This is a genomic window from Actinoplanes rectilineatus (genome assembly GCF_000962825.1).
Classification (GTDB): Bacteria; Actinomycetota; Actinomycetes; order Mycobacteriales; family Micromonosporaceae; genus Actinoplanes; species Actinoplanes rectilineatus.
Genome location: NZ_JZKF01000004.1, coordinates 122,207 through 144,574, shown reverse-complemented (window position 1 = coordinate 144,574; position 22,368 = coordinate 122,207). Strand labels below are relative to the sequence as shown.

The 22,368-nt window shown below is 65.5% G+C and carries 21 protein-coding genes; 4 read left to right on the top strand and 17 right to left on the bottom strand.

Annotated features, from left to right (window positions below; translation table 11 throughout):
- Positions 1–336: 336 nt before the first annotated feature.
- The 3 genes from WH85_RS48435 to WH85_RS04260 form a co-directional block, all read right to left on the bottom strand.
- Positions 337–873 (bottom strand): HIT family protein, encoded by a 537-nt coding sequence (locus WH85_RS48435; protein ID WP_157410758.1) that lies wholly within the window; start codon positions 871–873, stop codon positions 337–339.
- A gap of 222 nt (positions 874–1,095) precedes the next feature.
- Complete coding sequence (locus WH85_RS04265; RefSeq protein WP_045740325.1) at positions 1,096–1,995, bottom strand: phosphoribosyltransferase family protein; 900 nt, start codon at positions 1,993–1,995, stop codon at positions 1,096–1,098.
- Between the two features lie 50 nt (positions 1,996–2,045).
- On the bottom strand, positions 2,046–3,428 hold the full coding sequence (locus tag WH85_RS04260; protein WP_045740324.1) for a B12-binding domain-containing radical SAM protein: 1,383 nt from the start codon (positions 3,426–3,428) through the stop codon (positions 2,046–2,048).
- A 367-nt stretch (positions 3,429–3,795) separates the two neighbouring features.
- Here WH85_RS04260 and WH85_RS04255 point away from each other — a divergent pair, with 367 nt between their 5' ends.
- A complete protein-coding gene (locus tag WH85_RS04255; RefSeq protein ID WP_157410757.1) occupies positions 3,796–4,281 on the top strand; it encodes a TSCPD domain-containing protein in 486 nt (161 codons plus the stop codon).
- Between the two features lie 26 nt (positions 4,282–4,307).
- Here WH85_RS04255 and WH85_RS46650 read toward each other — a convergent pair whose 3' ends face one another.
- The 11 genes from WH85_RS46650 to WH85_RS49975 form a co-directional block, all read right to left on the bottom strand.
- A complete protein-coding gene (locus tag WH85_RS46650) occupies positions 4,308–5,438 on the bottom strand; it encodes a DUF6624 domain-containing protein (protein ID WP_052720138.1) in 1,131 nt (376 codons plus the stop codon).
- Positions 5,435–7,003, bottom strand: coding sequence for an AMP-binding protein (locus WH85_RS04245; RefSeq protein WP_045740322.1), 1,569 nt, complete (start codon positions 7,001–7,003; stop codon positions 5,435–5,437). The genes WH85_RS46650 and WH85_RS04245 overlap by 4 nt, the downstream gene beginning before the upstream one ends.
- Entirely contained in the window at positions 7,000–7,680 is a 681-nt protein-coding gene (locus WH85_RS04240; RefSeq protein WP_045740321.1) for an HIT domain-containing protein, read from the bottom strand. Before WH85_RS04240 ends, WH85_RS04245 begins: the two co-directional genes overlap by 4 nt.
- A complete protein-coding gene (locus tag WH85_RS04235; RefSeq protein ID WP_157410756.1) occupies positions 7,664–9,013 on the bottom strand; it encodes an AMP-binding protein in 1,350 nt (449 codons plus the stop codon). The genes WH85_RS04240 and WH85_RS04235 overlap by 17 nt, the downstream gene beginning before the upstream one ends.
- A 5-nt stretch (positions 9,014–9,018) precedes the next feature.
- Positions 9,019–10,011 (bottom strand): TauD/TfdA family dioxygenase, encoded by a 993-nt coding sequence (locus WH85_RS04230; RefSeq protein WP_211275275.1) that lies wholly within the window; start codon positions 10,009–10,011, stop codon positions 9,019–9,021.
- A gap of 121 nt (positions 10,012–10,132) precedes the next feature.
- Positions 10,133–11,563: an NAD(P)/FAD-dependent oxidoreductase gene (locus WH85_RS04225; protein ID WP_211275274.1), complete on the bottom strand. Its 1,431-nt coding sequence runs from the start codon at positions 11,561–11,563 to the stop codon at positions 10,133–10,135.
- 292 nt (positions 11,564–11,855) lie between these two features.
- On the bottom strand, positions 11,856–12,521 hold the full coding sequence (locus WH85_RS04220) for a hypothetical protein (RefSeq protein ID WP_045740317.1): 666 nt from the start codon (positions 12,519–12,521) through the stop codon (positions 11,856–11,858).
- A gap of 11 nt (positions 12,522–12,532) precedes the next feature.
- Positions 12,533–13,429, bottom strand: a complete 897-nt coding sequence (locus WH85_RS04215) for a carbohydrate kinase family protein (protein WP_083448780.1) — start codon at positions 13,427–13,429, stop codon at positions 12,533–12,535.
- Positions 13,430–13,432: 3 nt separating this feature from the next.
- A complete protein-coding gene (locus WH85_RS04210) occupies positions 13,433–13,876 on the bottom strand; it encodes an NUDIX hydrolase (RefSeq protein ID WP_045740315.1) in 444 nt (147 codons plus the stop codon).
- A gap of 74 nt (positions 13,877–13,950) precedes the next feature.
- A complete protein-coding gene (locus tag WH85_RS04205; protein ID WP_083448779.1) occupies positions 13,951–15,153 on the bottom strand; it encodes a radical SAM protein in 1,203 nt (400 codons plus the stop codon).
- Positions 15,154–15,202: 49 nt separating this feature from the next.
- A complete protein-coding gene (locus WH85_RS49975; RefSeq protein ID WP_157410755.1) occupies positions 15,203–15,961 on the bottom strand; it encodes an adenylate kinase family protein in 759 nt (252 codons plus the stop codon).
- A 486-nt stretch (positions 15,962–16,447) separates the two neighbouring features.
- On the opposite strand from WH85_RS49975, the gene WH85_RS49970 reads away from it, so the two are divergent.
- The 3 genes from WH85_RS49970 to WH85_RS04200 all read left to right on the top strand — a co-directional run bounded on the left by WH85_RS49970 (position 16,448) and on the right by WH85_RS04200 (position 19,427).
- Entirely contained in the window at positions 16,448–17,962 is a 1,515-nt protein-coding gene (locus tag WH85_RS49970) for an NsdA family TPR-like regulatory protein (RefSeq protein WP_157410754.1), read from the top strand.
- Between the two features lie 11 nt (positions 17,963–17,973).
- Positions 17,974–18,483 (top strand): riboflavin biosynthesis intermediates N-glycosidase, encoded by a 510-nt coding sequence (locus tag WH85_RS48430; protein WP_083448778.1) that lies wholly within the window; start codon positions 17,974–17,976, stop codon positions 18,481–18,483.
- Between the two features lie 215 nt (positions 18,484–18,698).
- A complete protein-coding gene (locus WH85_RS04200) occupies positions 18,699–19,427 on the top strand; it encodes an HAD family hydrolase (protein WP_045740413.1) in 729 nt (242 codons plus the stop codon).
- Between the two features lie 7 nt (positions 19,428–19,434).
- Here the strand turns inward: WH85_RS04200 and WH85_RS04195 are convergent, their stop codons facing one another.
- Genes WH85_RS04195 through WH85_RS04185 form a run of 3 tightly spaced genes read right to left on the bottom strand, consistent with a single transcriptional unit; the run spans position 19,435 to position 22,143 of the window.
- Complete coding sequence (locus tag WH85_RS04195) at positions 19,435–20,946, bottom strand: NsdA family TPR-like regulatory protein (RefSeq protein WP_157410753.1); 1,512 nt, start codon at positions 20,944–20,946, stop codon at positions 19,435–19,437.
- A 48-nt stretch (positions 20,947–20,994) separates the two neighbouring features.
- Positions 20,995–21,252: a DUF397 domain-containing protein gene (locus WH85_RS04190; RefSeq protein WP_083448777.1), complete on the bottom strand. Its 258-nt coding sequence runs from the start codon at positions 21,250–21,252 to the stop codon at positions 20,995–20,997.
- A gap of 3 nt (positions 21,253–21,255) precedes the next feature.
- A complete protein-coding gene (locus WH85_RS04185; RefSeq protein ID WP_045740314.1) occupies positions 21,256–22,143 on the bottom strand; it encodes a helix-turn-helix domain-containing protein in 888 nt (295 codons plus the stop codon).
- Positions 22,144–22,368: the final 225 nt, after the last annotated feature.

The window sequence follows — 22,368 nt, the reverse complement described above, 5'->3', positions numbered from 1 at the left end:
CACGTCGGCGGGCCGATGGGGGTTTGGAGGCGTCGTGGGGCTTGCATCGAGGATGGACCGGCGGGCGCGTGGTCTGCCGGACAGCCGGTGAGGGCCCAGTAAGTTCCCGAGCACAACGCTGCCGGTAGCAGGCGTCGCCGGATTACCGGTCTCGACTTCGGGGCACATGATGATGTCTGCACCGCTGCGCGAGCCGATCCGCCGTACGGTCGCCACGATCGTGCCCCGATCAGCGCGAGGCCGGCGAGCAGCAATCTGGGCTGTCGTGGATAGACAGCGATTTCCCGACGACTGATCGAACCGCTGCGCCGCGTGGCCGCATGAGCCTGGGAACGTTCAGACCGGTCTGGCCGGATCTGTGCCCGCTGCGGTCGAGTCGCCCGATCCCTCTTTGAGTCGTTGGCGGATTTCGGCGGCCAGATCCTGGGTTTTGCCGATGTCATGCCGACCATCGTCGAGGTAGGTCCACGGCAGCGCGCCGCGAGGAATGGGGTCTTTCTGCGGGCGGGGCAGAACGTGGGCATGCAAATGCGGGACGTTGTTGCCAAGAATTTCGTAATTCATCTTGGCGGGCTGCAAAATTTGTTCGACCGCGCTTCCAACCGTGAGCATATCGGCAAAAAATGCACGCGCATCGGCTGGCGACAGTTCGGTTGGTTCGCAGACATGTCCGTTGTTCCAGATGACCCAGGAGTAACCGAGAATCTGGCCACGGACGCTCAAGAAGCCGGTCGCGACCCGACCGGTGTAGATCCGTATGCCCCAATCGGGATCTTCTGTGGCAAGAAAAGAGCACAGCTTGCAGCCGACGCCTGCCTTCAGGTCCGGCCAGTCGGCGGCCCATGGCGTCCAACCTTGCCGTTCGACAGCCATCAACACCTCCGCTCGCCACTCCGCCCACCTGCTGCGTCGTGCTCGTTGCCGGGCGGCACGCCGAGGTCGCAGCGCGAGAGCGGTGTCGTCGGATCAGCGTCTCATAGCGACGACCCTCCTCGAGTCGACTTCGGGAGGCAGGGCACATCCATTTCCTCTCAGTGGGTAGGGGATCATCCGTGCGGCGAACGCCCTGAGCGAAGTAGATTGCCCTGCGGTGCGTCAACGCTGACCCGATCGCGCTACTGCGAGACACCAAGGATGCTGTCGCTCCTCCAGGATTCTCCACAGGCATTGAACAAGGTGACGGCTGAAGTCGTAGTATTGGAATCCTGTAGCGGATATCTCATTTAGAAGGACCTCCAAGAACAGGTCACCTTGGCTGACTAGAAGCGCATACACCTCATCTTCCTTAGGCCACGTCAATAGCAATCGCAAAGCCCGGTCGTTCAGCAGGAACTGGTCATGCTTCAGGAACTCGGCTAAGAGCGCGGGACAGGGCCTGCCTGCCGTGTTGATGCGGTCTTCGACCTCCGGATCCGTGGCGGCGAGGCTCGAGTGAACGCGGATCGCATAGAGGTAGTGAATTTCTGCTGGCCGCAGGAGCTCTAGTGTTTCAGCCATCTTTGCTTCTACGGCGCCGGTAACGATGAGGTCGTCGACGCAGATGACGCGCGCTCCTCGGACCACATTGGGATCGGCGTAGTCGATAGTGGCGGCCATCGCATCTCGCCGTTGATCGTGGTTGAGCGCTGAGTACGGCACAGCCGGCCCTTGGCGAACGTGCTTCATATCGTGCAGCAGGGCCGGCGGAAGCCGATGTTCCGCGCGCCAGTGGTTGAGGAGTTGGGCGAGGTAGAAGGCGATCGCCTGGGCCGGTTTGGGCGTGTGCCGGGTGGCGGGCCCGTAGATGACCACCGGCGTGTCCGCGTCGGCCAGCAGGGCAGGGTTGGCCTCTGTCAGCATCCTGGCGAGCCGGTAGCCGTAGTCGCGAGCGGGTACGGTGTGGCCATATTTCATCTTGCTGTAGGACGCGGCATCAAAGTCGCCGTACTGAGTGACCAACCGACCGTTCTCGGCGGCCTGAATCTCGTAGATGGCCAGGCGGGTGGTGCGCAGCACGGCGGCCTCCTCCTACGTCAAGTTCGCATTGGGGCGTCACGTGGCCAGCACTACCGTCGCGGGAGCGCCCGTTCAAGGGCGTGCGGGTAACGCCGCTTGAGTGCAGTGAGGCCGTCGAGGACCCGCGTCCGGAATTCGGGACGGCCGGCGTACAGAGCCGAACTGGCGTAGGTGTCGCTTGCGGCCCACTCGGCCTGGGTGCGGTTGTCGTCCTCGGTCTTGCCAAATAGCTGTTCGTAGAGCTCCGTGGCGGGAAATGGCGTGAAGAAGTGGTGCTTCTGCCGGTTGTGCGGCAAGGCAGCCAGATCAGTGACGAGTTCGAGCGTTTGCTGGCTGTCCTCGACCTCTTCGCCGGGAAGGTCGTGGATCCAGCTGCTGAGTTGGATGATGCCGGCCTCGTCCAACAACTGGCAGGCATTGCGGGTGTCGGCCACGGTCGCACTCTTGTGAAGGGCTTTGAGCATGCGGTCGGACCCGGACTCGCAGCCGAGGAAGATGGCCGAGAATCCCACCTTGCGCAGTCGCTTGAGGTCGATGACCTTGGCGAGGTTGACCACGTCGCGAGTGCGCATGTTGGCGCGCAGTTCGAGTCGCTGGTCTTGTTGCTCGAGCAGCGTGACGATGTCAACGACCCGCGGGATGTTGGTGGAGAAGTTCGGGTCGAGCAGGCTGATCTGGCTCGGCGCGTACCTGCGCCACAGCGCGGCCAGTTCCGAGGCGACCCGCTCCGGCGCTAGGGGTTTCCACTTGCGTGTGCTGGTCTGGGGTTCTGAGCAGAAGGCGCACCCGTAGGGGCAGCCATAGCTGGTGATGTAGGACAGGTCCTGGACGGTTTCGGTGTAGTACCTGGTCGGATCGATGAGCTGGTAGTTCATCGGGGGCAGGGCGTTCATGTCGCCCAGGAATTCATAGCTGGTTCTAACGATCCTCGACTCAGTGCCGCCACTGAGGGTGACGGCGGTACGGCCGTCGACCATGGCCAGGTTGGGTACGTCGGCGAAGGACTCGGGGCACAGCGGTGCGCCGTCGGCCAGCCGCAGCGCGATGGCCAGGACGGCGTGTTCACCTGGGCCGCGCACCACGATGTCGACAAGTCCTTCGCGCAGGATGCCGCGGTGGGCCAGGGTGGCGTGATAGCCGCCCCAGATCAGGGGGGTATGCGGGGCGACGTCGCGCGCGATCTCGATGGCCGCTAGAACGTTGCCGATGCTGGGGCCGGTCATGCAGGTGACGCCCATGAACAAGGCATCTGCTGCATGAGCGCGGATCATGTGACGCCAATTTGCGTCGACCTGGCAGTCGATGATCTGTACGTCGAAGCCGCGGTCTCGAAGGACCGAGCCGATCGACAGAACCGACAACGGGTGCCACGCATAGTCGGATTCACCGGTCGACAGCGGGTCGACACCGGCGAACAGGATGATCTTCTTCATCGAGCTGGTCCTTTCGTCACCGCAGGCACCGACCGCATGAGGCCACGGGGTTCGCTTCACTCGTCGGGGCGTGGTGGGCGGGTGCGGCCTTGAGTTGTCGATCGCAGACTGGGCTGGCTTCGAGACTGGACGTCGGCGAAGCATCGGGACTTCCCGTAACCGTCATGCCGACTCTGGGCGGGGCCTCCCTGCGATCGGCTGACGTCGTCCGAGGCTGGCGCAGCGAGTGAACTCCGGGTCGGCCAAGCCGAGTAGGAATCACGTTTCCCGCCCGCCGATTTTCCTGGCGCGCCCACAACATGTGGTGCCAGAAAGGCTGTATGGTGCCCACTGGTTGTGTTTGAGACGTCGCCACACGGGAGAGTGAATGTCCAATTCTTTGGTGCCGAGGCAAGCAAATCGTGCTGCGCCGCGGGTCAGTCGCGGAGAGACGACACGGTTCAGCGTTGACGACCAGAAGGGCTATCTGACGACCATGACGGCGCCGGACGGCTCGCTGCAGGATCTGACGATCCGCATGGCCAAACAGGGCTCGACCTTGGCGGGCATGATGGACGCCCTCGGGCAAGCCATCTCTCTGGCTCTGCGCGCAGGGGCACCGCCGGAGGTCTTCGTCGGGAAGTTCACGAATATGCGGTTTATGCCGGCAGGTCTCACCGACGATCCGGAGCTTCCGATCGCGACGTCGTTGATGGACTATGTGGCGCGCCGTGTGGCTGTGGATTACCTGCCGGCCTGGCAGCGAGCTGAGATGGGAATTCTGACCGCGGACGAGCGCCGGCAGCAGGCGGGCGTGGAGGACGTGTGGACTGATCTTCCCGGTCTCGCAATGTCCGCGCCGCAGGAGGCGTAGCGTCCCAGGTTCGCGCGGGGGCCGGCTCATGCCGGCTCCCGTCGTGCGGCGCAGGCGAGCATGGTCGCTGCGTGCACGGCGTCATCGACATCAGCGACGACGGTGACGTCGGGCAGCATGTCGAAGGAGCAGCGGGGTTCGCCGATGATGACGACCTGCTTGTGGTGGGCAAGAGCGATGCCGATCTCGACGCCAAGGCCGTGACTTCGCCGGTGCTCGGCGAAGGCGACGAGGACATCGCAGCGGGCAACATCCGCGAGGCACAGTCGAGCGGCGAGCTGGTTGAGCGCGAGCCCGGCGTCCAGCTGGCAGCTGGCCCGGGTCAGCGGATCGATGTCGAGCCACCGGCTGCTGGACACCAACGGAGCCGGGAGTGCGTCGCGGACGCGGCGCATCTGGTTGCGGTGGCGCAGGGTGGCTCCGAGGTAGACCTTGATCGCGTTGTCCGGCAGCGGGTCCGGGCGATCGGCGGGGACTGCGATGTGGTCTGCCTGCAGGCTGTCGAGGACCCGGGGCTGCCAGGGGTTGGTGGGGCACGTTCGGGCCGTGCCGTAGGGGGTCAACGGCGAGAACGCGAACTGGGCGTCGTCGGCGAGGTCCGGCAGGCCGATCGCGCGGCGGGCGGCGTCCGCGTCGGCGCTGGTGCCGGCCAGCGGATATAGCAGCGCTGGTTGGTCGTCGCGGATCAGCCGCAGGGTCCCGTACCGTTGGGTTTCGCCGCGGACGGCGCGTTCGCGATCGGTGAGCAGCGCGAGATGCCGGGGGTCGGCGTGTCCGCGCTCCACAGCGGCGGCGAGCATCGGGAGCAGCCCGCGGCGCTGTTCGTTGTCGGCGTCGGCGTGTTGCAGCAGGAGCCACGCGGCGTCCGCCGCCGCCGGGCTGTCGGGCCAGCCGTGGCTGGCGATCTCGGCGATCGTGGCGTGGCCCGCCGCGATAGCGAAAGCGAGATAGGCGGCGAGGTGCGGTGTTGCGGTCGTCAGCTCGGGTCCGAGGTCCGGTAGCAAGGTCAACGGCTGCGGCCACGCCGGATATCCCAGCGCCCGGCTGATGCGCGTGTCGAGGTCGCGATCACTGAAGACCGATGCCAGGGCTGCGGTGAGCAGGGCCTGTTCCCGGCGGGCTACGGCGACGAGGTCGACCCGGGTAGCGGTGATCACACCGACCTCCTGAGATGCGCGGGCACCGCAGACCGGGCTGCGGTGAGATCGGGCTTGCCGGCCGTGGTACGCGGAATCTCGGGCACCGCGAGCACGATGGCCGGGACTTTGAAGCCCGCCAGTTCATGGCGGGCATGAGCTGCCACGTCGCTGACGGTGATGCCGGGCCGGAGCTGAACGAGCGCGGTGACAGCGCTGCCCAGCCGCGGATGGGGGACGCCGAGGACGACGGCGTCGCGGACACCGGGATGGCGCAAGAGTGCGTCGGTCACTTCAGGGGCGAAGACCTTCTCGCCGCCGGTGTTGATGCAGTCGTCGGGGCGGCCGAGCAGCCTGAACCGGTTCTCGTCGATGGCCAGGACGCGGTCTCCGGACATCAGATAGCGGCGGCCGTCGTGGCTGACGAAACGTTCGTCCGGCAGTGCCCCGGCCAGGTGCAGGCCCGCCGGGTGCGGTGCGCTCACGCCGATCGACCCGGTCTCGCCGGGCTTGGCGGGCACGCCGTCGTCGGTGAAGATCCGGGCTGTGTGCCCGAGTGTGAACTCCCCGGTGGCCGGCACGGCGTCCGTGGTGGCGGTGCTGAAGCCGAGCCCCGTGGCTTCGGTGGCACCGAGAGATTCGCTCAGCCGTACGTGCGGAAGATGCGTCAGAAGCCGTTGTTTGACCGGCTGAGTCCACGCTGCCCCGGAGGAGGTAATGGTCGCTAACGCGGGCAGGCGCCAGCGGTGCGGTTCGGCGTCGAGGGCGTCGGCCAGCGCCGTGGCGTGGGCGTCACCGACGATGGCGAGCGCAGTCGCGCGTCGCTTCGCGGCGATGTCGAGCAGCTGGGCTGGGTCGAAGGACGAGCGGGGCAAGGTGATGACGGTGCCTGCGGCGCACAGCGCGCCGAGCGCCCGGTTCAGCCCGGAGCCATGCATGAGCGGACTGGCGACCAGCAGCCGTGGCCGGTCGCCGACCGTCGCGGGGACGAGGGTCGGCGTGGTCAGGTCGTGCCGATGCCAGGGGTTGTGCCGGTTGAGTTGTTCGAGGACGTCGCCGACGCGCCATCGCACCGCGACCGGAGCGCCCGTGGTACCGCCAGTGCACTTGAGCAGGACATCATCGGGGTGTGACTGAATCGGCTCGCTATCCCCGCCTGACTCCAGAAGCGGGTCCAGGGATCCTGCGGTGACCGGCCTGACGGCATGCCAGAGCCGCACCTCGGGTAGCTGCGCGACGGCGAGGTGCTCTGCGTCGCTGCCGGCCAGATGGCAGACCACGGCGGGGCGAAGCCTGGCCAGCAACGCGGACAACTCGTGCGGGAGGTAGCGGTAGTTGACGCCGCACGGACTTGCGCCGCATCGCAGGGCGCCCGCGAACAGCACCAGGTATTCCAGGACATTCGGCAGGCACATGGCCACCACGTCGCCGCGGCGGACACCGGCTTCTCGCAGGGTCGCGGCGAAGCTGGCGGCAGCGGCGTCGAACTGTCCCCACGTGAGGCTGCGGTCGCCGTGGATCAGCGCTAGCCGCTGGGGCTGGTCCGTAGCGACCGCGCTCCACAGGCGGGCTAGGTCCCAGCTCATCGCTGGCCCGCCCCGGCAAGAGGGCCACGATCGCGGACGGAGCCGCGGAGGTCGTCGACGGTCCGGCGCATTAGATCGGCGCAGGGATCGCTCTGCCAGTCCCAGCGGCGGGCGTCGACCTGGGGGTCGAGCATTGCCACGACTTCGCGCAGCCGGATTCGGGGCGCGGCGTCATTGGCGACTGGATAGAGGCTCAGCGGGTGTCCGGGCTCGAAGACGCTGATGTACGACTGGTCAGCTCCTCCGGGAAGGTGTTCCATTGAGTCGACCTGTGATGTGCGAAGGTGCCAGCCGAGGTATCGGCGTAGTGCGGGGCCCGCGGTCGACGGCAGGAGGTGCTGGTGGCCATGTTCGATCCGACGGCCACCGGGCAGGTTGAACCCATACTCGAAGCCGACCACCGGACTGGCGTAGACGTCGGCGATCCGTTCGGCGAGTTGTTCGGTGAGTTCGTGAACGGCTCGGCGTTCGGCGGAGGCCAGCATGCCGATCGAAGTGGTGTGCCGCGTCGGGACGACGAGGACGTAGCCGGCCACGAAGGCCCCGATGGTGGGGATAACCGTCGCATCTGGTGTGCGGACGATGGTGCGCGGCTGGTCAGCGTGCAGGTGGTGTTCTAACGGCCCGCCTGCGCCGGTGGGATCGATCGCGGTGCACAGGTCACACCGTGACGGCATGGTCTCGCTCCTCCGATAGTGGTTGGTCGGTGTGCGCGATGTGCAAGTGGCGTGGCCGCTCCGCGGGGCGCAGGTGGGCTTGGCAGTGGGCGAACAACGCTTCTAGGTCCAGCGGTGCTCGGGTGGTGACGCGAGCCGAGATGACCTGGCCGTAGGTGTCGTCCGAGGTGGCGGTGACCTGGCAGTCCCGCACCGCAGGGTGGGCGGCCACCACCGCGTGAACGTGGGCGAGCGCGACGTTGACGCCTCCGACGATCGCCCGGCCGGCGGTGGCGGTGACGGTGACGATGAGTCGGCCGCTGCGGTCGAGCAGCCCGCGGTCGCCGACGGTGCGCCACAGTCCATCCGTCCTGCATGGCTCGTCGCTGTAGTGGCTGAGGCAGCCGGCGGTGCTGCGGCCTTCGATGATGCCTACCGATCCGGTGGGCACCGGCTGGCCGCTCGTGTCGACAATTCGGAACTGCGCGCCGGGAATCGGCCGGGCTCCGGCTTGGCCCTCGGCCGCGCGGGCGAAGGTGCCGTCGTACTCAGCGGCGCCGTAGTAGTCCGCGACGACGTGCGGTTCGACTAGGCGCAGTAGTCGCTCCCGGACCGGGGCAGGGCATGGGGCGGCTGAGTGCAGCAGGGTTTGCAGACCAGCCAGCGCAGTGCGCAGCTCGCGGCGATTGGCCTGATCGAGTAGCCGGGCGATTTGGATGGGGGCGAGGAACGCCCACCGCGCTCCGACGCTGGCAGCGAATTCGGTCCAGACTGCGGCATCGAAGTGGTCCAGCACGGCCACGGTGCCGCCCAGGAGCAGGTGGCGGACTGCGAGTTCGAACGGGCCGTTGAGGTGCAGGGGGGCGGCGAACAACGCGACCTGAGCACCCGATGTGTTCCCTGGTATGTCGGCGCCCAGCCCAAGGGCGAACGCTTTACGTGCGTTGGTGGGCGGTTCTCCGCCGCTGACCAGGCGTCGGTAGCTGCCCTCGGCCACGCTGGTGACGGCCTTCCACGGTCGGCAATGGTGGACGCCATCGACGTCCATACGGCTCCCGTGCTGACGCGGGAGCGGTGGCGCCTTGGCATCGATGGGCAGCGGGACGGCGTCGTTCAACCACACCGCGGCGACACGAATGAAGAAGGCCGCCGTCGATGTGGACGCGATGGTCACAACCGTCCCTGGTGGTGACGCATGCTGGGTGGCCAGCATGCGGGCCTGGTGCCAGAGCTGCGCGAACGTCACGGCCCCGTGGCGGTCGATGATGGCGGGACGGCTTCCGTGCTGGCGGGCGCACTGTTGCAGCGTGAGCCGAATGGCAGCCGCAGTGGATGAGGTTGGCACCGAATCCACGCGTTCTACTCGCCGCGAGGGCCGGCGGCAGAGGGTGTGCGCGGGGCGGTCCGGGCTGCGGCGGCCTCGCGCTGCTGCTGATCAGTAAGCCAGCCAAATCGCAGCGCCTCATCCACCGGTCCGCGCCGGCGGCCAGAGTAGCCGGGCAAGGTGATCCAGCACCGCAGCAGGTGCCGGCCGCTTTCGTCGTCGTCGCGGTACGCGGTGCGAGAGTGAAGCACCGTGTGGTTGTTAACGACCTGCAGGTCACCAGGCCGCAGTTCCATGTCGAGGCAGAGCTTGGCCGCCACGTTCTCCAGCAGGTCGAAGGCCGCTAGGGCGTCTTCTCTCAGCGCGATACCGGTGACGGCTGGGGTTTCCAGCAGGGTGTGGCGAACGTAGCGGGTGCTGAACTTCGACTGATGGAGCGAGAAGATCGGGCTGATGAAGGTGGGTGGCAGGCCCTCGACGTTGCCGCCGGCCATGTGGAAGTGGAACGGCTCGTACAGCGCTGCCACCGCATCCGGGTTCATATGGAGCATGGCGTTGTGCACCGCGGCGGCCGACGCCAGCCGGCTCAGTCCGCCCTCGGCGGCACGGCGGCGGCACAGCAACACGGCGGCGTCGGCTCCATCGGTGTGAAACCACAGCCGGTTGCTGGTCTCGTGACCGCGCACGATGCCATCGCCCAAGGCCTGCCCGGTGGCGCGGACGTGCCGGATGAGGTGACCGGTGCGGCTCTGGGTCGCGATCGGCGCCAGATGTGCGGTCAGCCCCCGGATCAGGATCGCCGCGTCGTGCTCGCTGATCCCGTCGACCGGCAACCCGCGCAGTAGGGCGAAGCCACGTCCGGTGGCGACTTCGGCGGCCGCGTCGGACAGGGTCATGCTGGTGCGCGGCAGTGGGAAGTCGTGCGGGCCCAGCTCGCGGTCGAAGGTCAGGTCTCGTCCGGTCCAGCGGCGGCGTGCCGACGCGACGGCGTCAGCAACCTCCGTGATCTGCGCATCGTCGAGGGTCACGGTGAACGTGTCCGCGGTGAAGTCGGTCCCGGTCCACAACGGGCCGTTCGCGGCGCTCAACGTGCCGGGGGCGGTGGCGTACATGACATGGCCTCCAGGGGGGTGGTCGGCGGCTGGTGAGTTAGCTGCTGGTGGTGGCGTAACGGGCGGCAATGGCGTCGCCGGCCAGCCATCCCGAGTCGGCGGCGCCGATGATGCCGCCGGTCAGGCCGGGACCGTCACCGACCAGGAACAGGCCGGACTGTTCGGTTTCCATCTCGTCGGAGACCGCGAAGCGCGTTGCCCAACGTTCGACGGCAGGCCCGTAGAGCTGGTTGTCCGGGTGCAGGGCCTGCGGGCACAGCTCTGCCAGCTTGTGCAGGTATTCGCGGAGCAGCGCGACAATCGCAGCAGGAAATTCGGCGCCCAGGTCACCGCCGCCCGCATTCGGCATGCTCGGGGTGAACAGGCGAGCAGCGCTGGCCGGTGATCGTGTGGGCGAGGAGTCTTCGAGGAAGTCGCCCAGGCGCTGGGCGATCACGCCGCCGTGCCGTTCGTTGATGCCGGCGACGATGCCGCGCGCGTCAGCGGCGCTCAGCGGCAAAGCGGTGCCGGCGGTGGCGATCACCGCCGTGTTCGACCGGTTGGCGTCGTGAGCGGAGGTTGCGTGCCCGCCGACCAGCAGTAGGCCGTCATATTTCGCCGGGACGACATCACCGCCGAAACACACGCAGTGCGTGCGGACCTCGGCACCGCCACCAGCGTTCCAAATCAGCTTCGGGTCGCCGGCGACCGCCAGCAGCGGCTGGAGGAAATCCTTCGGTCCCTCGAGTCGGAACCCGAGTTTCGGCTGCGCGGCGATGCGGGACAGACCCAGCCGAGTACCGAGTAGGTCGAGCCAGGCCGCGCCCACCTTGCCGGGCGCCAATACGACATGATCGGTGGCTACCTCGTTGACGCCGCGATCCGACTGCAGGTGCAGCGTCCACCGCGCCCCGGGCCGGCCGCTCGGGCGAACGTCGACGACCCGGGTGCGGCATCGGATGTCTGCCCGGGCGGCCAGCGTCGCACGCAAGCGCCGCAGCATTCCGGGCAGCTGATCGCTGCCAACATGCCGGATCGGGTAGTGCAGATACTCCATCCCGGTACGGTTTGCCTTGCGCTGCAGGTCGGTGGCGGCGGCGTCGCTACCCAGCAGCGGTGCGGCATCGCCCGAGCGGATCTGCTCATCGATTGCCCGCTGCCGCTCGAGGACTTGAGTGGCCGGGAATCGATGGGCGATAGTCGATCCGATGCGGTGCGACAGGCACAGCTTGCCGTCAGAGAACAGCCCGGCGCCGCCGAAGCCCGTGGTGATGACCTGCGAGTCGTCCGGCCGGTCAAGGCGTGAGCGGAGCCGTTCGGCGACGTCGTCGCCGCCATCGACAATCAGGACCTTGCGGGAGCCACCGCTGAGCGCACGGAGCGCGGCGAATAATCCGCCCGGTCCGGCGCCCACCACGACGGCGTCGAAGGAGGCTGTGAGGTGATCTGTCGGTGGAGCAGCGTCACTGCCCGGGTTGTCGAGTCGCACCAGGTCTCCAAATTCTCAGGCTTAAGCGGGCGCGCCACACGTCGAGGCTGAAGGGGTTGTGAGCCGGGATCACGTTGCCTGCCGAATCGGCGTGGGCGGGCAGCGTGATGCAGCGGCGGGAGGCAAGCTGGGCCGCCTGTCCCGGCATCACATCTGGGGGCAGAACGCGTGTCAGCAGACGCCGGCCGCGGCCCGGCGTAAGCGCCGGCCCCTATCGGCTGTTGATGAGGTTGTAGTTCCGCGGGCCGGGGCTCGTTGGGTGGAGCGCAACTTCTGGTGGTACGGCAGCGGTCTAGCCGAAGATGCCGCGAGCGTGCAGTCCCTGCACGCTCGCGGTGACTTGAGCGGCGCTCATACGCTTGGCGGCTTGAGCCGCGGGGTCTTCCCGTGCCGCGCCGTACTGCCACCAGACGGTGCCGTTCTCTCGGTCGGAGACGACGAACCGGTCGGTGACAGCCGGGCCGCGCACGATCAGGGTCGTGGTCCAATCCGCCGCGACCACGGAGTGGATCATGCTGTGGTGCAGGGTGTAGGTGCTGCCTGCCGATTCGGTGCGCACCATGCGGGCGATCAAGGTCCGGGGGTCGATCCCGGAGAGATCGTCGGAGGCACCGAACTGGTCGGCGGTCCCGTACAGGGTGTGCTGGTAACTGCCGTCGAGGACGCGGCTGACGTAGTCCCAGCGGTGCGTGTGCGGCCGATCGAAGTAGCCGGGCAGGAAGACGTGCAGGCGGAGCCGCCAGCCGGTCGGGTCGTCGTGAATGACGATCTTGTCGAGGATGTCGTAGTTCTCGTGAAGCCGGGTCAGGTCGGGGTCGGTGACGGCCGCGTCGACGAGCTTCTGGAGGGCACCGCGGTCGTGGTCGAGCGCGTCGAGCACGGTGCGGCTGGCCGCCGCGACTGCGGGCAGGTCGGTCCAGTCAATGGTGCTCAGCGAGGTGAACAGGTCCTCAGTCATCCGTTGGCTCCTTATACGGGGACAGCAGCCGATGGCCGCACGGGGATGGGGGCTGCGGGGCTGGTGCAGTGTCGAGTGCCGGCGGCGCAACCGGCGGCGAGGGCTTCCGGCAGGTCGGCGCTGGACAGGATCGCGTGGGCGTAGCCGGCAGAGAACGCGGCTCCCGCACCGTGGGTATGCCGGATCTGTGCCCGTGGCGTCGGCGCCGGTACTCGCACGATGCCGTCGTCGGTGACCGCAACGGCACCGTGTCGCCCGACGGTGACGATGACCGTGGGAGTGGTGAAACGGCGTCGCAGAGTGGCGGCGACGTCGACGGCAGTGTCGACGGAGTCTTCGTCGATGCTGGTCTGGACGGCCAGCACGGTGCGCTCGTTCGCGGCATCGATCAGGTTCGGTGTGGGTGTGTCGCCGCCGAGGTTCAGCAGCAGCGGGGTGGTGCCTGCGTTGCGGATGGCGCGTTCGGCGGCGCCGGCGATGACCGTGTAACAGTCGATGTAGGCCAGGCGCGCCTGGCCGAGCAGGTCCAGGGGAACGTGTGCCAGGCCGGTGTAGGCGTCGTGCAGGGCGGCGAACCACGTCCTGGTCCGGGTATCGGAGATGATCGTCAGCTGGGGGCTGATCTTGTCGAAGGCCGGTCGCAGCTGGTGGGTGACCCGCGCTTCGTCGAGCCAGGCCAGGGCGAGTGTTCCGGACGGGTCGCCGCCGACGGTGTTACTGATGATCGCGGTGCGCAGGCCGAGGTTGGCGGCGGTCACGGCGGTCAGCGGACCGTCGCCGGCCAGGGATGCGGCGATCTCGGTGACGACGGCGCCACCGTTGGCACGCGGGTAGGCGTCCACGGTCAGCACGTTCGCGGCGGCGAGGTAGCTGAAGCACACCAGGTCCAACGGACGGTCCGCTGTCATCGTCTACTCCTGCCAGCCGCGCTCGGAGTACAGCTCGCCGGCGGCGTACTGCTCGAGCGCTTGACGTCCGTACGGGATCATCTGCTGAGGAAGCGCGTCCAGCGGGAACCACTCCCACGCGGCGCACTTGTCCGGTTCTGTGACGACCGGTTCCCCGGACCAAGAGGTGACCTCGAAGAACAGGGCCATGCGTCCTGATCCGGTCCAGTGGTGCAGGACGTGGACGAGCCGCGCGTGCTCCGGCTTGATGATGATGCTGGTCTCCTCCTCGGCCTCGCGGACGAGTCCGCCGAGCGACGATTCGTGGTCCTCGCCGTGTCCGGAGGGCATGTGCCAGCAGCCGTCCCCGAAGCCGGTATTGATGCGCTGACCCAGCAGAACATCGTCGCCGCGGCGCAGGATCAGGTGCACGTCGACCTGGGCGCGCTGGTTCTTCTCGTTCGCCATGGAGATCTGGATCCCTACTCTCGGTTTGCCTACGGGGCGGACTCTGATGCCCCGCCGGTATACACAACGGGCGGTCAGCCGACTGCGGCCCGGGGTACGACGTCGGCCTTCCACAGCCGGCACACCGACACCACCTCGGTGTCCTCGGCACACGCCGAGGTGTTCATGACGACCTGCTCGGCCGGGCACCCGCCACCGCAACCCGCGGTGCAAGACCCGCAGCTCGGGCGCGACAACGGCTGAGTGAACAGGTCGAACTCGTTGTCGCCGCTGTTCATACGTAGCTGCCCGTCGTCGAACTGGGCGTAGAACAGGTTGGTGTCGAACAGATACGAGCACACGTACATCCGGCCGTCCGGGAAGATCGACGCCCGGTCCAGCGTGCGGCCGATGCAGCCGTAATAGCCTTGGTCTGCGTAGCGGGGCAGGTCCTCGCGAAGAGCGAAGGTCGGCTGGTACCAGACCCGGGTCCGGTACTGGCCGGCAACGTGTTCGAGTCGCTTGTAGAAGTCGATCCACTCGCGCGGTGTCATAGCCATCTGCTGGCCGCCGTGACTTGAACCGGCGCCGATCGTGCTGAACACGTGGTATTTGACCAGCGATACCCCGAGTTCATCCGCGATGCCCAGTAGATCGAGGGCGTCGCCGGCGTTGACGTTGTTTACCGTGCAGATCAGACGCGTGTCGAAACCGGCCGCGGCCAGGCGTGCCACATTGGCCAGGGTTTCGGCGAAACGGCCGCTGCCGCGAATCTGGTCGTGGCTCGCTGCCGATCCTCCGTCGAGGCTGATCTGCACATATGCGAAGTCTTCCGGGGTCATTGTCGCGAACTTGCGCATCGCCGGGTCCAGACCGTTGCTGGTCGTGATGACCTGTTCGTAGCCCATCGCCTTCGCGGCACGGATGACCGTCACATAGTCGGGGTGCAGGGTCGGCTCTCCGCCGAGAATCGTCAGCTTCGAGCTGCCCATCTTTCTCATGTAGTGCAGCGTTCCCAGCGATTGGTCCAGGGACATACGTTGTGCCTCGTCCAGCCTTTCGCCCATGTAGCAGTGCTCGCAGCGCAGCTGGCACGCGTTCGTGATGTACAGGTACAGGTTGCGGAAACGGCCGTAGGCGATGCGGTCGACGTGGCCCGGGTCGGAGGCTCTGGCGCCGGCGGGCAGTCGCGCGTGACCGTATCGATCAGTTGCGCCTCGGCCAGTATGGGCAGCCAGTAGGGGTAGTGAGCCGGTAGCGCGGACCGTGCGGGGAAAACCGAGGGGGGTGGCAGTCATCGTGCTCCTTTCGAAGGAGGCTTCCAGGCGGCAAGACGCGGTGAGAACGTCACCGTGCCGGTGTTGGTGTTGGTGTGGCGCCCACGTTGTCGATGCCGTTGTTAACCCCAGCTAGACAGGCCGGAGAAAAGTCACGAAGTAAGAACAAGAGGTCGGCCGGGTCGTCATTCGTCGTGTCGATGTGGCGGTACGGGATGCCGAAGGAGTCGGCGGCGGCACGGATACCGGGCAGCCGGTTGCGGTATCGCTCCAAACGCCGCGAGAAGGCCTTCGGGTCGTCACTCTCACGCCGCGAAAGCATTTGCGCACAGCTACGACACCGGCCGGTGTTCTCCAGATCGGGCGTCGCAGGACGATGCGGCCGGCCGTCAAGATTAGGTTCGCATGTACCGCATACCCATCGATTGTTCACCCGTACTCGCAAAATATCGTCGTCGGCGTTAAGCTCAATAATGGACAGTGAAGCACCCAACCGTTGTGCCGTACGGCGCAGAATGTGTACCTGCTCGGCCGTTCCAGGAAAGTTCTCGCACACAACTAACGAACACAGCGGGAAACGTCCACGCAGGAACGCCTCACCGATTAACGCCTCGACGGTGTTGTCCGAGAACCAGCCTAGATGGTCATTGGTGAGAAATCTTTCTCGAGCGATCCAACCGGCGGAAAATGACAGCTGCGCGAACTCTCGCAACCGGAACACCCCAGCTTGGCCTGTCGCTTTCAGCCGGCCGGAAGCGGTGCTCTTACCCACCCCCGGCGGCCCTATCAAGGCGACGAACGCGAGCGGGCGAGCAATAGGCGTTGCCATCTGTCCTCCTTGAGCCGGATCTCAGAGGGTCGGTCCGCACATACTCCGACTTTGTGGATGGTTGGTGAGGCACCACCACATCCGACTTCCACAGTCACGCATCGCAAGACGCTGGAGAACGCCATACAGAGGGGAATTCTTAGGGAATCTAAGGGGGAATAAGCCCTCTCACCTGGGCGGATCCATCTGCATCCATGATCTAAACAGCAGGAGCAAACCTGGTTCGAAGACGGAGTTGCGGCGGCCCGTGAGGCTTGAGCGCCGATCACCTCCACGGCACCCGCGCTCAACCATGGTGACCCTGTGGACCGGGCTGGGGCTGGTGTTCGCGGCCCTGGACGATGACGTACCCAGGCCCCAGCGGGACTGCCTACACTCACCATCGAGCTTGGTGATCTGCGCGTGGCTCGATGTATGGGGCTCCACGCTAGACTCGCGCGGTGTGGCCGGCGAATCTTCGCGTGATGCGTCGTTCAGGAGGCGTTGATGGCCAAGGACTCCGTACCTAACCACCTGCTCAAGGGCTTTCGTGAACGCCTCTTCGGTACGCAGCAAGCTATGGCTGATGCGGCCAACGGACATCTTGCGCCCGCATACCTGTTGACCGCGAACGATATCGGCAAGCTCGAGCGCGGGGCTGTCGAGCAGCCCAGCGCTCCGCGGAGGGCAGCACTTCGCCGGATTTGCGCGGCGGAAACCGACGCCGAGATCGGGTTCGCTAGACGCTCCAAGGCTCGTGCCGGTGGCCATGACCCGGTGGCACAGCAACGCGAAGGCGTTACCTCGTCGCCTACCCGATTAGGCAGTGAGCTCCCGCATACAGGTCAGAAGCCTGCGGGGTCGATGACGTCTCGCGGTCTCCCTTCGTCGCAGAGCCTGCACGACCTCCGAACGCCTAGCGGCGGCCCAGGCACAGTGACGTTGTCTGTCAAGCTCGATGGCCGGGAACTGTCCGTGTCACTAAGTCGCCACGATCTCCTCCAAGTGGGCGTCGCGCCGTTCCTTGAGGCGTTCGCGTCCGGCCAACACTCCGACATGGTGCTTGAGGCCGTAAAGCGGCCGGACCCTAGTAGCCGTGTGACGGTGACCTCCCCTGCCCATCTCGACGAGATCCTCGTGCACCTACGGGATCAGTGGCACGCCCAGGTCAAGACCGATAATCTTCTCGGCCCTCGCTTCGCTCTGGCCAGCGTGCTGAGCCAAATCAGCGTAATCGATGCTTTACGTAAAGCACTACGCGACGAACAACGCCTGGCAGTCGTTCGACTCGGGGCGCAGTACGCCGAGTCTGCTGCTTGGTTATATGAAGACTCAGGTCGCATTGCCCAGGCACGTCATTGGACAAGCCAAGCACTAGAGTTAGCCTACGAGGCAGACGATAGGCAAATGTTGGCTTGGACGACCTTTCGCCGTTCCCAACAAGCTGCCGCCGTCAAAGATGCGGCGGCAGTAATCGGGCTCGCGCGGGCGGCACGTCGGGATGACGAACTCCTGGCCACGCCCATGCGAGCGGCGATCCGAGTCCAAGAAGCATACGGTCACGCGCTAGATGGCAACGAAAAAGGCTCTCAGCAGCTCTTGGATGAGGCACACACTTGGGCAGCCAGCGATACTGTAGGCGACGCCAGGGGCGGGCATGGTTCGTACTGCAATTCTGGACACATCGAGATTGAGCGTGCAACGTGTTGGCTCGCAACAGGTAGAGCGAAGAAGGCAATTCCGCTTTACGAGCAAGGCCTTCGTGACCTACCACCTGTTTTCCAACGAAACCGCGCAGCTGCACAGAGTCGGCTGGCGATGGCATACTTTGCCGACGGCCAGCTCGAACAGGCGGCTAGCACCGCTCATGAGGCACTGCCAGCGGCGCGAAGTACCGGCTCCGGCCGCATCCTTGAGGAGATCGAAAATCTGGGTTCCGCCTTAGCGTCACATCGCCAACTCGGATGCGTCGCCGCCCTATTGGATGGTCTAGGCCAGAGCGGTGAATCCCGTGATAGCTGAGCGCAAAAATCATGCTTCACGAGCAGCAGCCGCCCGGATACGCCTGGCAACTGGATTCCACAAGATTGCTGGTTGAGAAAATGCCAATTAATTTTTATACGCCGAAGTTCTACGCGCTCAACAACTTTTCTGCACACATAATTGAGTTCGATGGAAGCCTCTACCCGACTTCCGAGCACGCCTACCAAGCTGCAAAGTGCGTCGATTCAGACGGCCGTGAGGCGATTCGCGCTGCCCGCAGCCCGCTACAAGCAAAAAGATTGGCGAACGAAACTTACAAAGCGTTTAAAGATCCAGACTGGGGAAGTAAAAAAGTCGCGGTGGTTGAGGCTATTCTGCGAACTAAGCTTTCACAGCACCCCGAAGTTCGCGAAGCCTTAGAGGAAAGTGGCCAGGAAGAAATCGTAGAGAATTCGCCAACCGACTACTTTTGGGGTGAAGGAGCAGACGGATCAGGCCAGAATACTTTAGGCAAGCTCTGGATGAAAATTCGCGACGAAGGCATTTCTCGTCCCGAATGAATTTAAGAGCTCGATTCGCGGTAGACTTTCTACTTCCATGGTTCGGCACGTTACGTTTAGGCAGAAGGGACGCCTGGCCGCTTCGATGGCGGCTTCAGCGTCTCGCTCGGCTATGGCGACGACGAACGGAGCCCACAACGGCCCTCCAGCCGTTGCCGACGGAGCAGAACGCCTCACCGGCATGAGCGTCGTGGCCCCGGAAGCCGGTGAGTGTCATGATGCACGGCGTGACTAATCCAGATGCCGGGCTCGTGGTGTGGGACGTTGACGGTACGTTGATTCCCGCTGATCTCCGGTGGCTGCGGCGGGCCGTCGCCAGGACCTACGCTTTGGCGGAGTCGGCGGTGGTGTTCCCGACGGCGAAGGTGCACGGTTATACCGACGAGTCGATCGTGATCGACACGGCTATCGCCTCCGGGATTGATGAGCGAGCCGCCGAGGCCGGCGTCGCCTGTTTCCCCGATCACCTCGCCCACGTCATGGAACAGGGACGCGAGGAGCTCGCCCGCGACCAGCCGGCTTACCCGGGTGCGAAAGAGACGATCCGAGCGCTCCATGACGCCGGCTTCGTTCAAACGGTGCTGACCGGGAACCTGCGCTCGGCGGCGGAGATCAAACTCGCCACGACCGGCTTGGACGACTACATCGATTGGAGTATCGGCGGGTTCGGCTCCGACGCCCGCGACCGGTTCGACCTGCCCGACGTCATCCGGCGCCGGTACGCCGATGTCCTCGGACGTCCGCTGGACCCGGACAAGACCGTGGTCATCGGAGATGCCGCCAACGACATCGCCTGTGCCCGGCATGCCGGCTTCCGCGTCATCGCTGTGACTCATCGAGTAACGCGCGACGAGCTGGCCCAGCACGGGCCCGACGCGATCCTGGACCGCTTGTCCGCTCCGGATGTCGTCGCAGCAGTATCTCGGTTAACCGGGAAAGACTGACGGCCTGTTAGGCAGCCCGGCAGGCCACCATTCGCTCGTCCAAGTCCCGAACGACGCGCTCGGAATTCCACGGGTTGAGCCGTTCACGGGCCCGTTCGGCGCGATCGACGCCACGCTGGTTGCCGATGGCCACAAGCTTGCCGTACGCGTCGCCGAGGATGGCGCAGGATTTGTCCAGGTCCTCGGTCTGTGCGTATGCGCTGGCCAGGTCGACTTGAGCGGCTAGGCCGACGTTGACGTTGCTACTGTCGGAACTGAACTGCTCGACAGCCTGTTCGAGCAGTTGGGCGGCCCTCTTTGGTTCGCCGAGGAACAGCCGGCAGGTTCCTTCGTAGACGCCGAGTCGGGAGGCGTTCCAGTCGGAGAACAGGCCGGACCGGTCGCGTTCGGCGATGCCGGCGGCGGCGACCCGGGCTCGTTCGAGGGCGTCGTCGCACTCGCGGGTTAGCTTGAGGACCGCGAAGATTTGGGCCTGTTCTGCGGCAAGCCGGGCCTGGGCGGTAGGGCCGAGGTCGGCGGAGAGCGCTTGGGCCTCCTGCAGTAGTCGGAGTCCGTCGGCGATGTCACCGGAGCGTCCGATAAGGGTTGCTGCGTCTGAGCGCAGGTTGCTCTCGAAGATCCGCGCGGTTGCGGCTAGGGCATGGTTGCCGAGGTCGTCGCCGAGCTGTCGGGCGCGGGCGCAGTGGGCCAGCGCCATCGGCCGGTTGCCTTGGGCGCTCCAGAGGCGGCTGGCGACGATGGACGCCTCCGCCACCATCGCGCCGATGTGGCTGCGTAGCGGGTCGTACTCGGCTTGGCGAAACAGCATGGCGAGGCAGTCGCGGTGTGCCTCGACCAGGCTGAGCAGGGCGGCTGGCGCGACTGCTTGGCGCTGGCTGGCCAGCAAGCGGGTCACGGTGAGGAAGCTGTTCCATTCCCCACTCGGATAGTCGCCGAGGTCAGGGACCGGTGGCGAGGGCGGCGGGATGATCGTTTCGCCCGGCACTTGCTGTGCGGCGCTGGCCGCGACGATCGAGAGCTCTGCGGGCAGCTGCGCCTCGTCTCGAACGGCGAGGTAACCAACAATTCGCCACCCGGCAGGCATGGATGCGCTAGTCAGGTTGGGGTTCGGCTTGTCGGTGCTCACGGCGACGACGGCGGCTGGCCCGGTCGATGGCAGCGCTTCGGTGGCCAGGAATCGTGAAGGCAGAGGCACACCCGCCTGCCGTTTGTGCTTTTCGAACCCGATCTCGGCGTCGGTCTGAACACCGCAGATGGTTCGCAATGCCGACCGCCGTGGAGCACTGGGGCGGTCGACGACACCGCGTTCGAGTTTACCGATGTGGTTGGCGGTCAGCAGGTAGGTGGGCGCGAGGTGCTCATTGGCCGCCTCGGCCATCGCCGCTTGTGTCCCGAAAAGACGCTCACGGTAGCCGCGGAGTAAGTTGTTGGGATTTTTTGTTGCCAACGTCGCCTCCTCGGGCCGCCAATGACCAGTACCACCATCTGACCTCGTTACCGCAGTCAGGGCGATGCGCACCCAGCGTTGCTACGCCGCTTCCGCATCGCCCTCGACAACGCCGCATGGCTAACGGTCAAATTCGCCGTTCTTGGCGCCGCGCACGAACGCCGTGAATTCAGCGTCGGTGAAGGTCAGAACTGGACCGTCGGGGTTCTTGGAGTCGCGGACGTGCGCGCCCCCGTCGTCGAGGAGCATGACCTCGAGGCACTCGGCGCCACCGCCGGAGTCGCTGGACTTGAACCACCGTCCGATCGGCGGCCATGTCGCGTCGTCGTCCGGATGGGCGCCCTTGAAGGTTCCCTTCACCTGACGTGTGGTGTCCATGATTCATCTCCTACTCAGAAAAGCTTCAGCCGCTTGGGTAAGGCGTTCGATGGATTCGGCCGGGCTCAAGGCTGCTTCGCGCAGCTCGGACGCGAGACCGGTGAAGACGGTCAGTTTGTCCTTGTCGTTTGCGTCATGGCTCTGGTAGAGGTGGTCCTCTACGTTGGTGTCGACCATCGTTATGTCGAGTGCTTCCGGGTCGATGAACGCGTACTGCGTGAACGCGGTGCGTGCTTGCGCGTGTTCATTCGACACCGCCTCAAAGGGAAGAATGCGCACGGTGACCGAGCGTTTATTGAGTGCGGCACCAATGATGTGCTCGATTTGTTCGTGCATGACGTCGGCCGGCGCCGACCTGCGATGAAGAACCGCTTCGTCGATGATGACTTCGAAGCGCGGGGCGTCCGGACCATCGAGGATGGCTTGGCGTTTCTCGCGGGCTTCCAACATTCGCGCTTTGGAGAAACGGCGCGAATTTGCCGACCGATCCGCGACTGCCCGCACGGCAGCGAAGTTCCGGGTCTGAAGTAGTCCTGGCATCAGGAACGGCTGGAATTGGAAGATGCTACAGGTGCCCTGCTCGATAGCGGCGGCGAGGGCCTGACGAGGCCCCATCTCGTCGTCAAAGCGCTCCCACCAGCCGGGTTCGGCTGAGCCAGCCGCGAGTCTCATGACGCTATCGAGTTGGCTTGCTTGAACGTCCAGATGCGCTAGAAGCTGGTGAATAACTTCTGGATCCACTCGCTGCCTGGCGGTCTCAATATGGCTAATCTTCTGGCGCTGAATCCGCGAAACGCTGGACAGTTCCTCCGTCTTAAGGCCGGCTTGCTGACGCAGATCGAGCATGCGTTCGGCGAGGACCAGCCTGTACACGTAAGGACTGATCGCCATGATGACACCTCCGATGATCAGCCTGGCGTGCACCTCTCCAAATTTTTAGCAGACCACGGCCACCCACGAGTAGCCACCTTGCAGAAGACGATCTTCGCCTGACCTGGCATTTGAGTGTGTTGCCGCAGGTCAGGGGCTAAAACGCCTCATATTATTCCCTTTTAAATTCCCCCTAGATTCCCCCTTTTATGACCTTCCCCCTCCGTTCGCGATGCGTGATCGTGG

What these genes read in the sequence shown, in the direction of transcription:
- WH85_RS48435 (WP_157410758.1), bottom strand. Translation starts at nt 873, where the DNA reads ATGGCTGTCGAACGGCAAGGTTGGACGCCATGGGCCGCCGACTGGCCG.
- WH85_RS04260 (WP_045740324.1), bottom strand. Translation starts at nt 3,428, where the DNA reads ATGAAGAAGATCATCCTGTTCGCCGGTGTCGACCCGCTGTCGACCGGT.
- WH85_RS04255 (WP_157410757.1), top strand. Translation starts at nt 3,796, where the DNA reads ATGTCCAATTCTTTGGTGCCGAGGCAAGCAAATCGTGCTGCGCCGCGG.
- WH85_RS04245 (WP_045740322.1), bottom strand. Translation starts at nt 7,003, where the DNA reads ATGAGCTGGGACCTAGCCCGCCTGTGGAGCGCGGTCGCTACGGACCAG.
- WH85_RS04240 (WP_045740321.1), bottom strand. Translation starts at nt 7,680, where the DNA reads ATGCCGTCACGGTGTGACCTGTGCACCGCGATCGATCCCACCGGCGCA.
- WH85_RS04220 (WP_045740317.1), bottom strand. Translation starts at nt 12,521, where the DNA reads ATGACTGAGGACCTGTTCACCTCGCTGAGCACCATTGACTGGACCGAC.
- WH85_RS04215 (WP_083448780.1), bottom strand. Translation starts at nt 13,429, where the DNA reads ATGACAGCGGACCGTCCGTTGGACCTGGTGTGCTTCAGCTACCTCGCC.
- WH85_RS04210 (WP_045740315.1), bottom strand. Translation starts at nt 13,876, where the DNA reads ATGGCGAACGAGAAGAACCAGCGCGCCCAGGTCGACGTGCACCTGATC.
- WH85_RS04205 (WP_083448779.1), bottom strand. Translation starts at nt 15,153, where the DNA reads ATGACTGCCACCCCCCTCGGTTTTCCCCGCACGGTCCGCGCTACCGGC.
- WH85_RS49975 (WP_157410755.1), bottom strand. Translation starts at nt 15,961, where the DNA reads ATGGCAACGCCTATTGCTCGCCCGCTCGCGTTCGTCGCCTTGATAGGG.
- WH85_RS49970 (WP_157410754.1), top strand. Translation starts at nt 16,448, where the DNA reads ATGGCCAAGGACTCCGTACCTAACCACCTGCTCAAGGGCTTTCGTGAA.
- WH85_RS48430 (WP_083448778.1), top strand. Translation starts at nt 17,974, where the DNA reads ATGCTTCACGAGCAGCAGCCGCCCGGATACGCCTGGCAACTGGATTCC.
- WH85_RS04200 (WP_045740413.1), top strand. Translation starts at nt 18,699, where the DNA reads ATGATGCACGGCGTGACTAATCCAGATGCCGGGCTCGTGGTGTGGGAC.
- WH85_RS04190 (WP_083448777.1), bottom strand. Translation starts at nt 21,252, where the DNA reads ATGGACACCACACGTCAGGTGAAGGGAACCTTCAAGGGCGCCCATCCG.
- WH85_RS04185 (WP_045740314.1), bottom strand. Translation starts at nt 22,143, where the DNA reads ATGGCGATCAGTCCTTACGTGTACAGGCTGGTCCTCGCCGAACGCATG.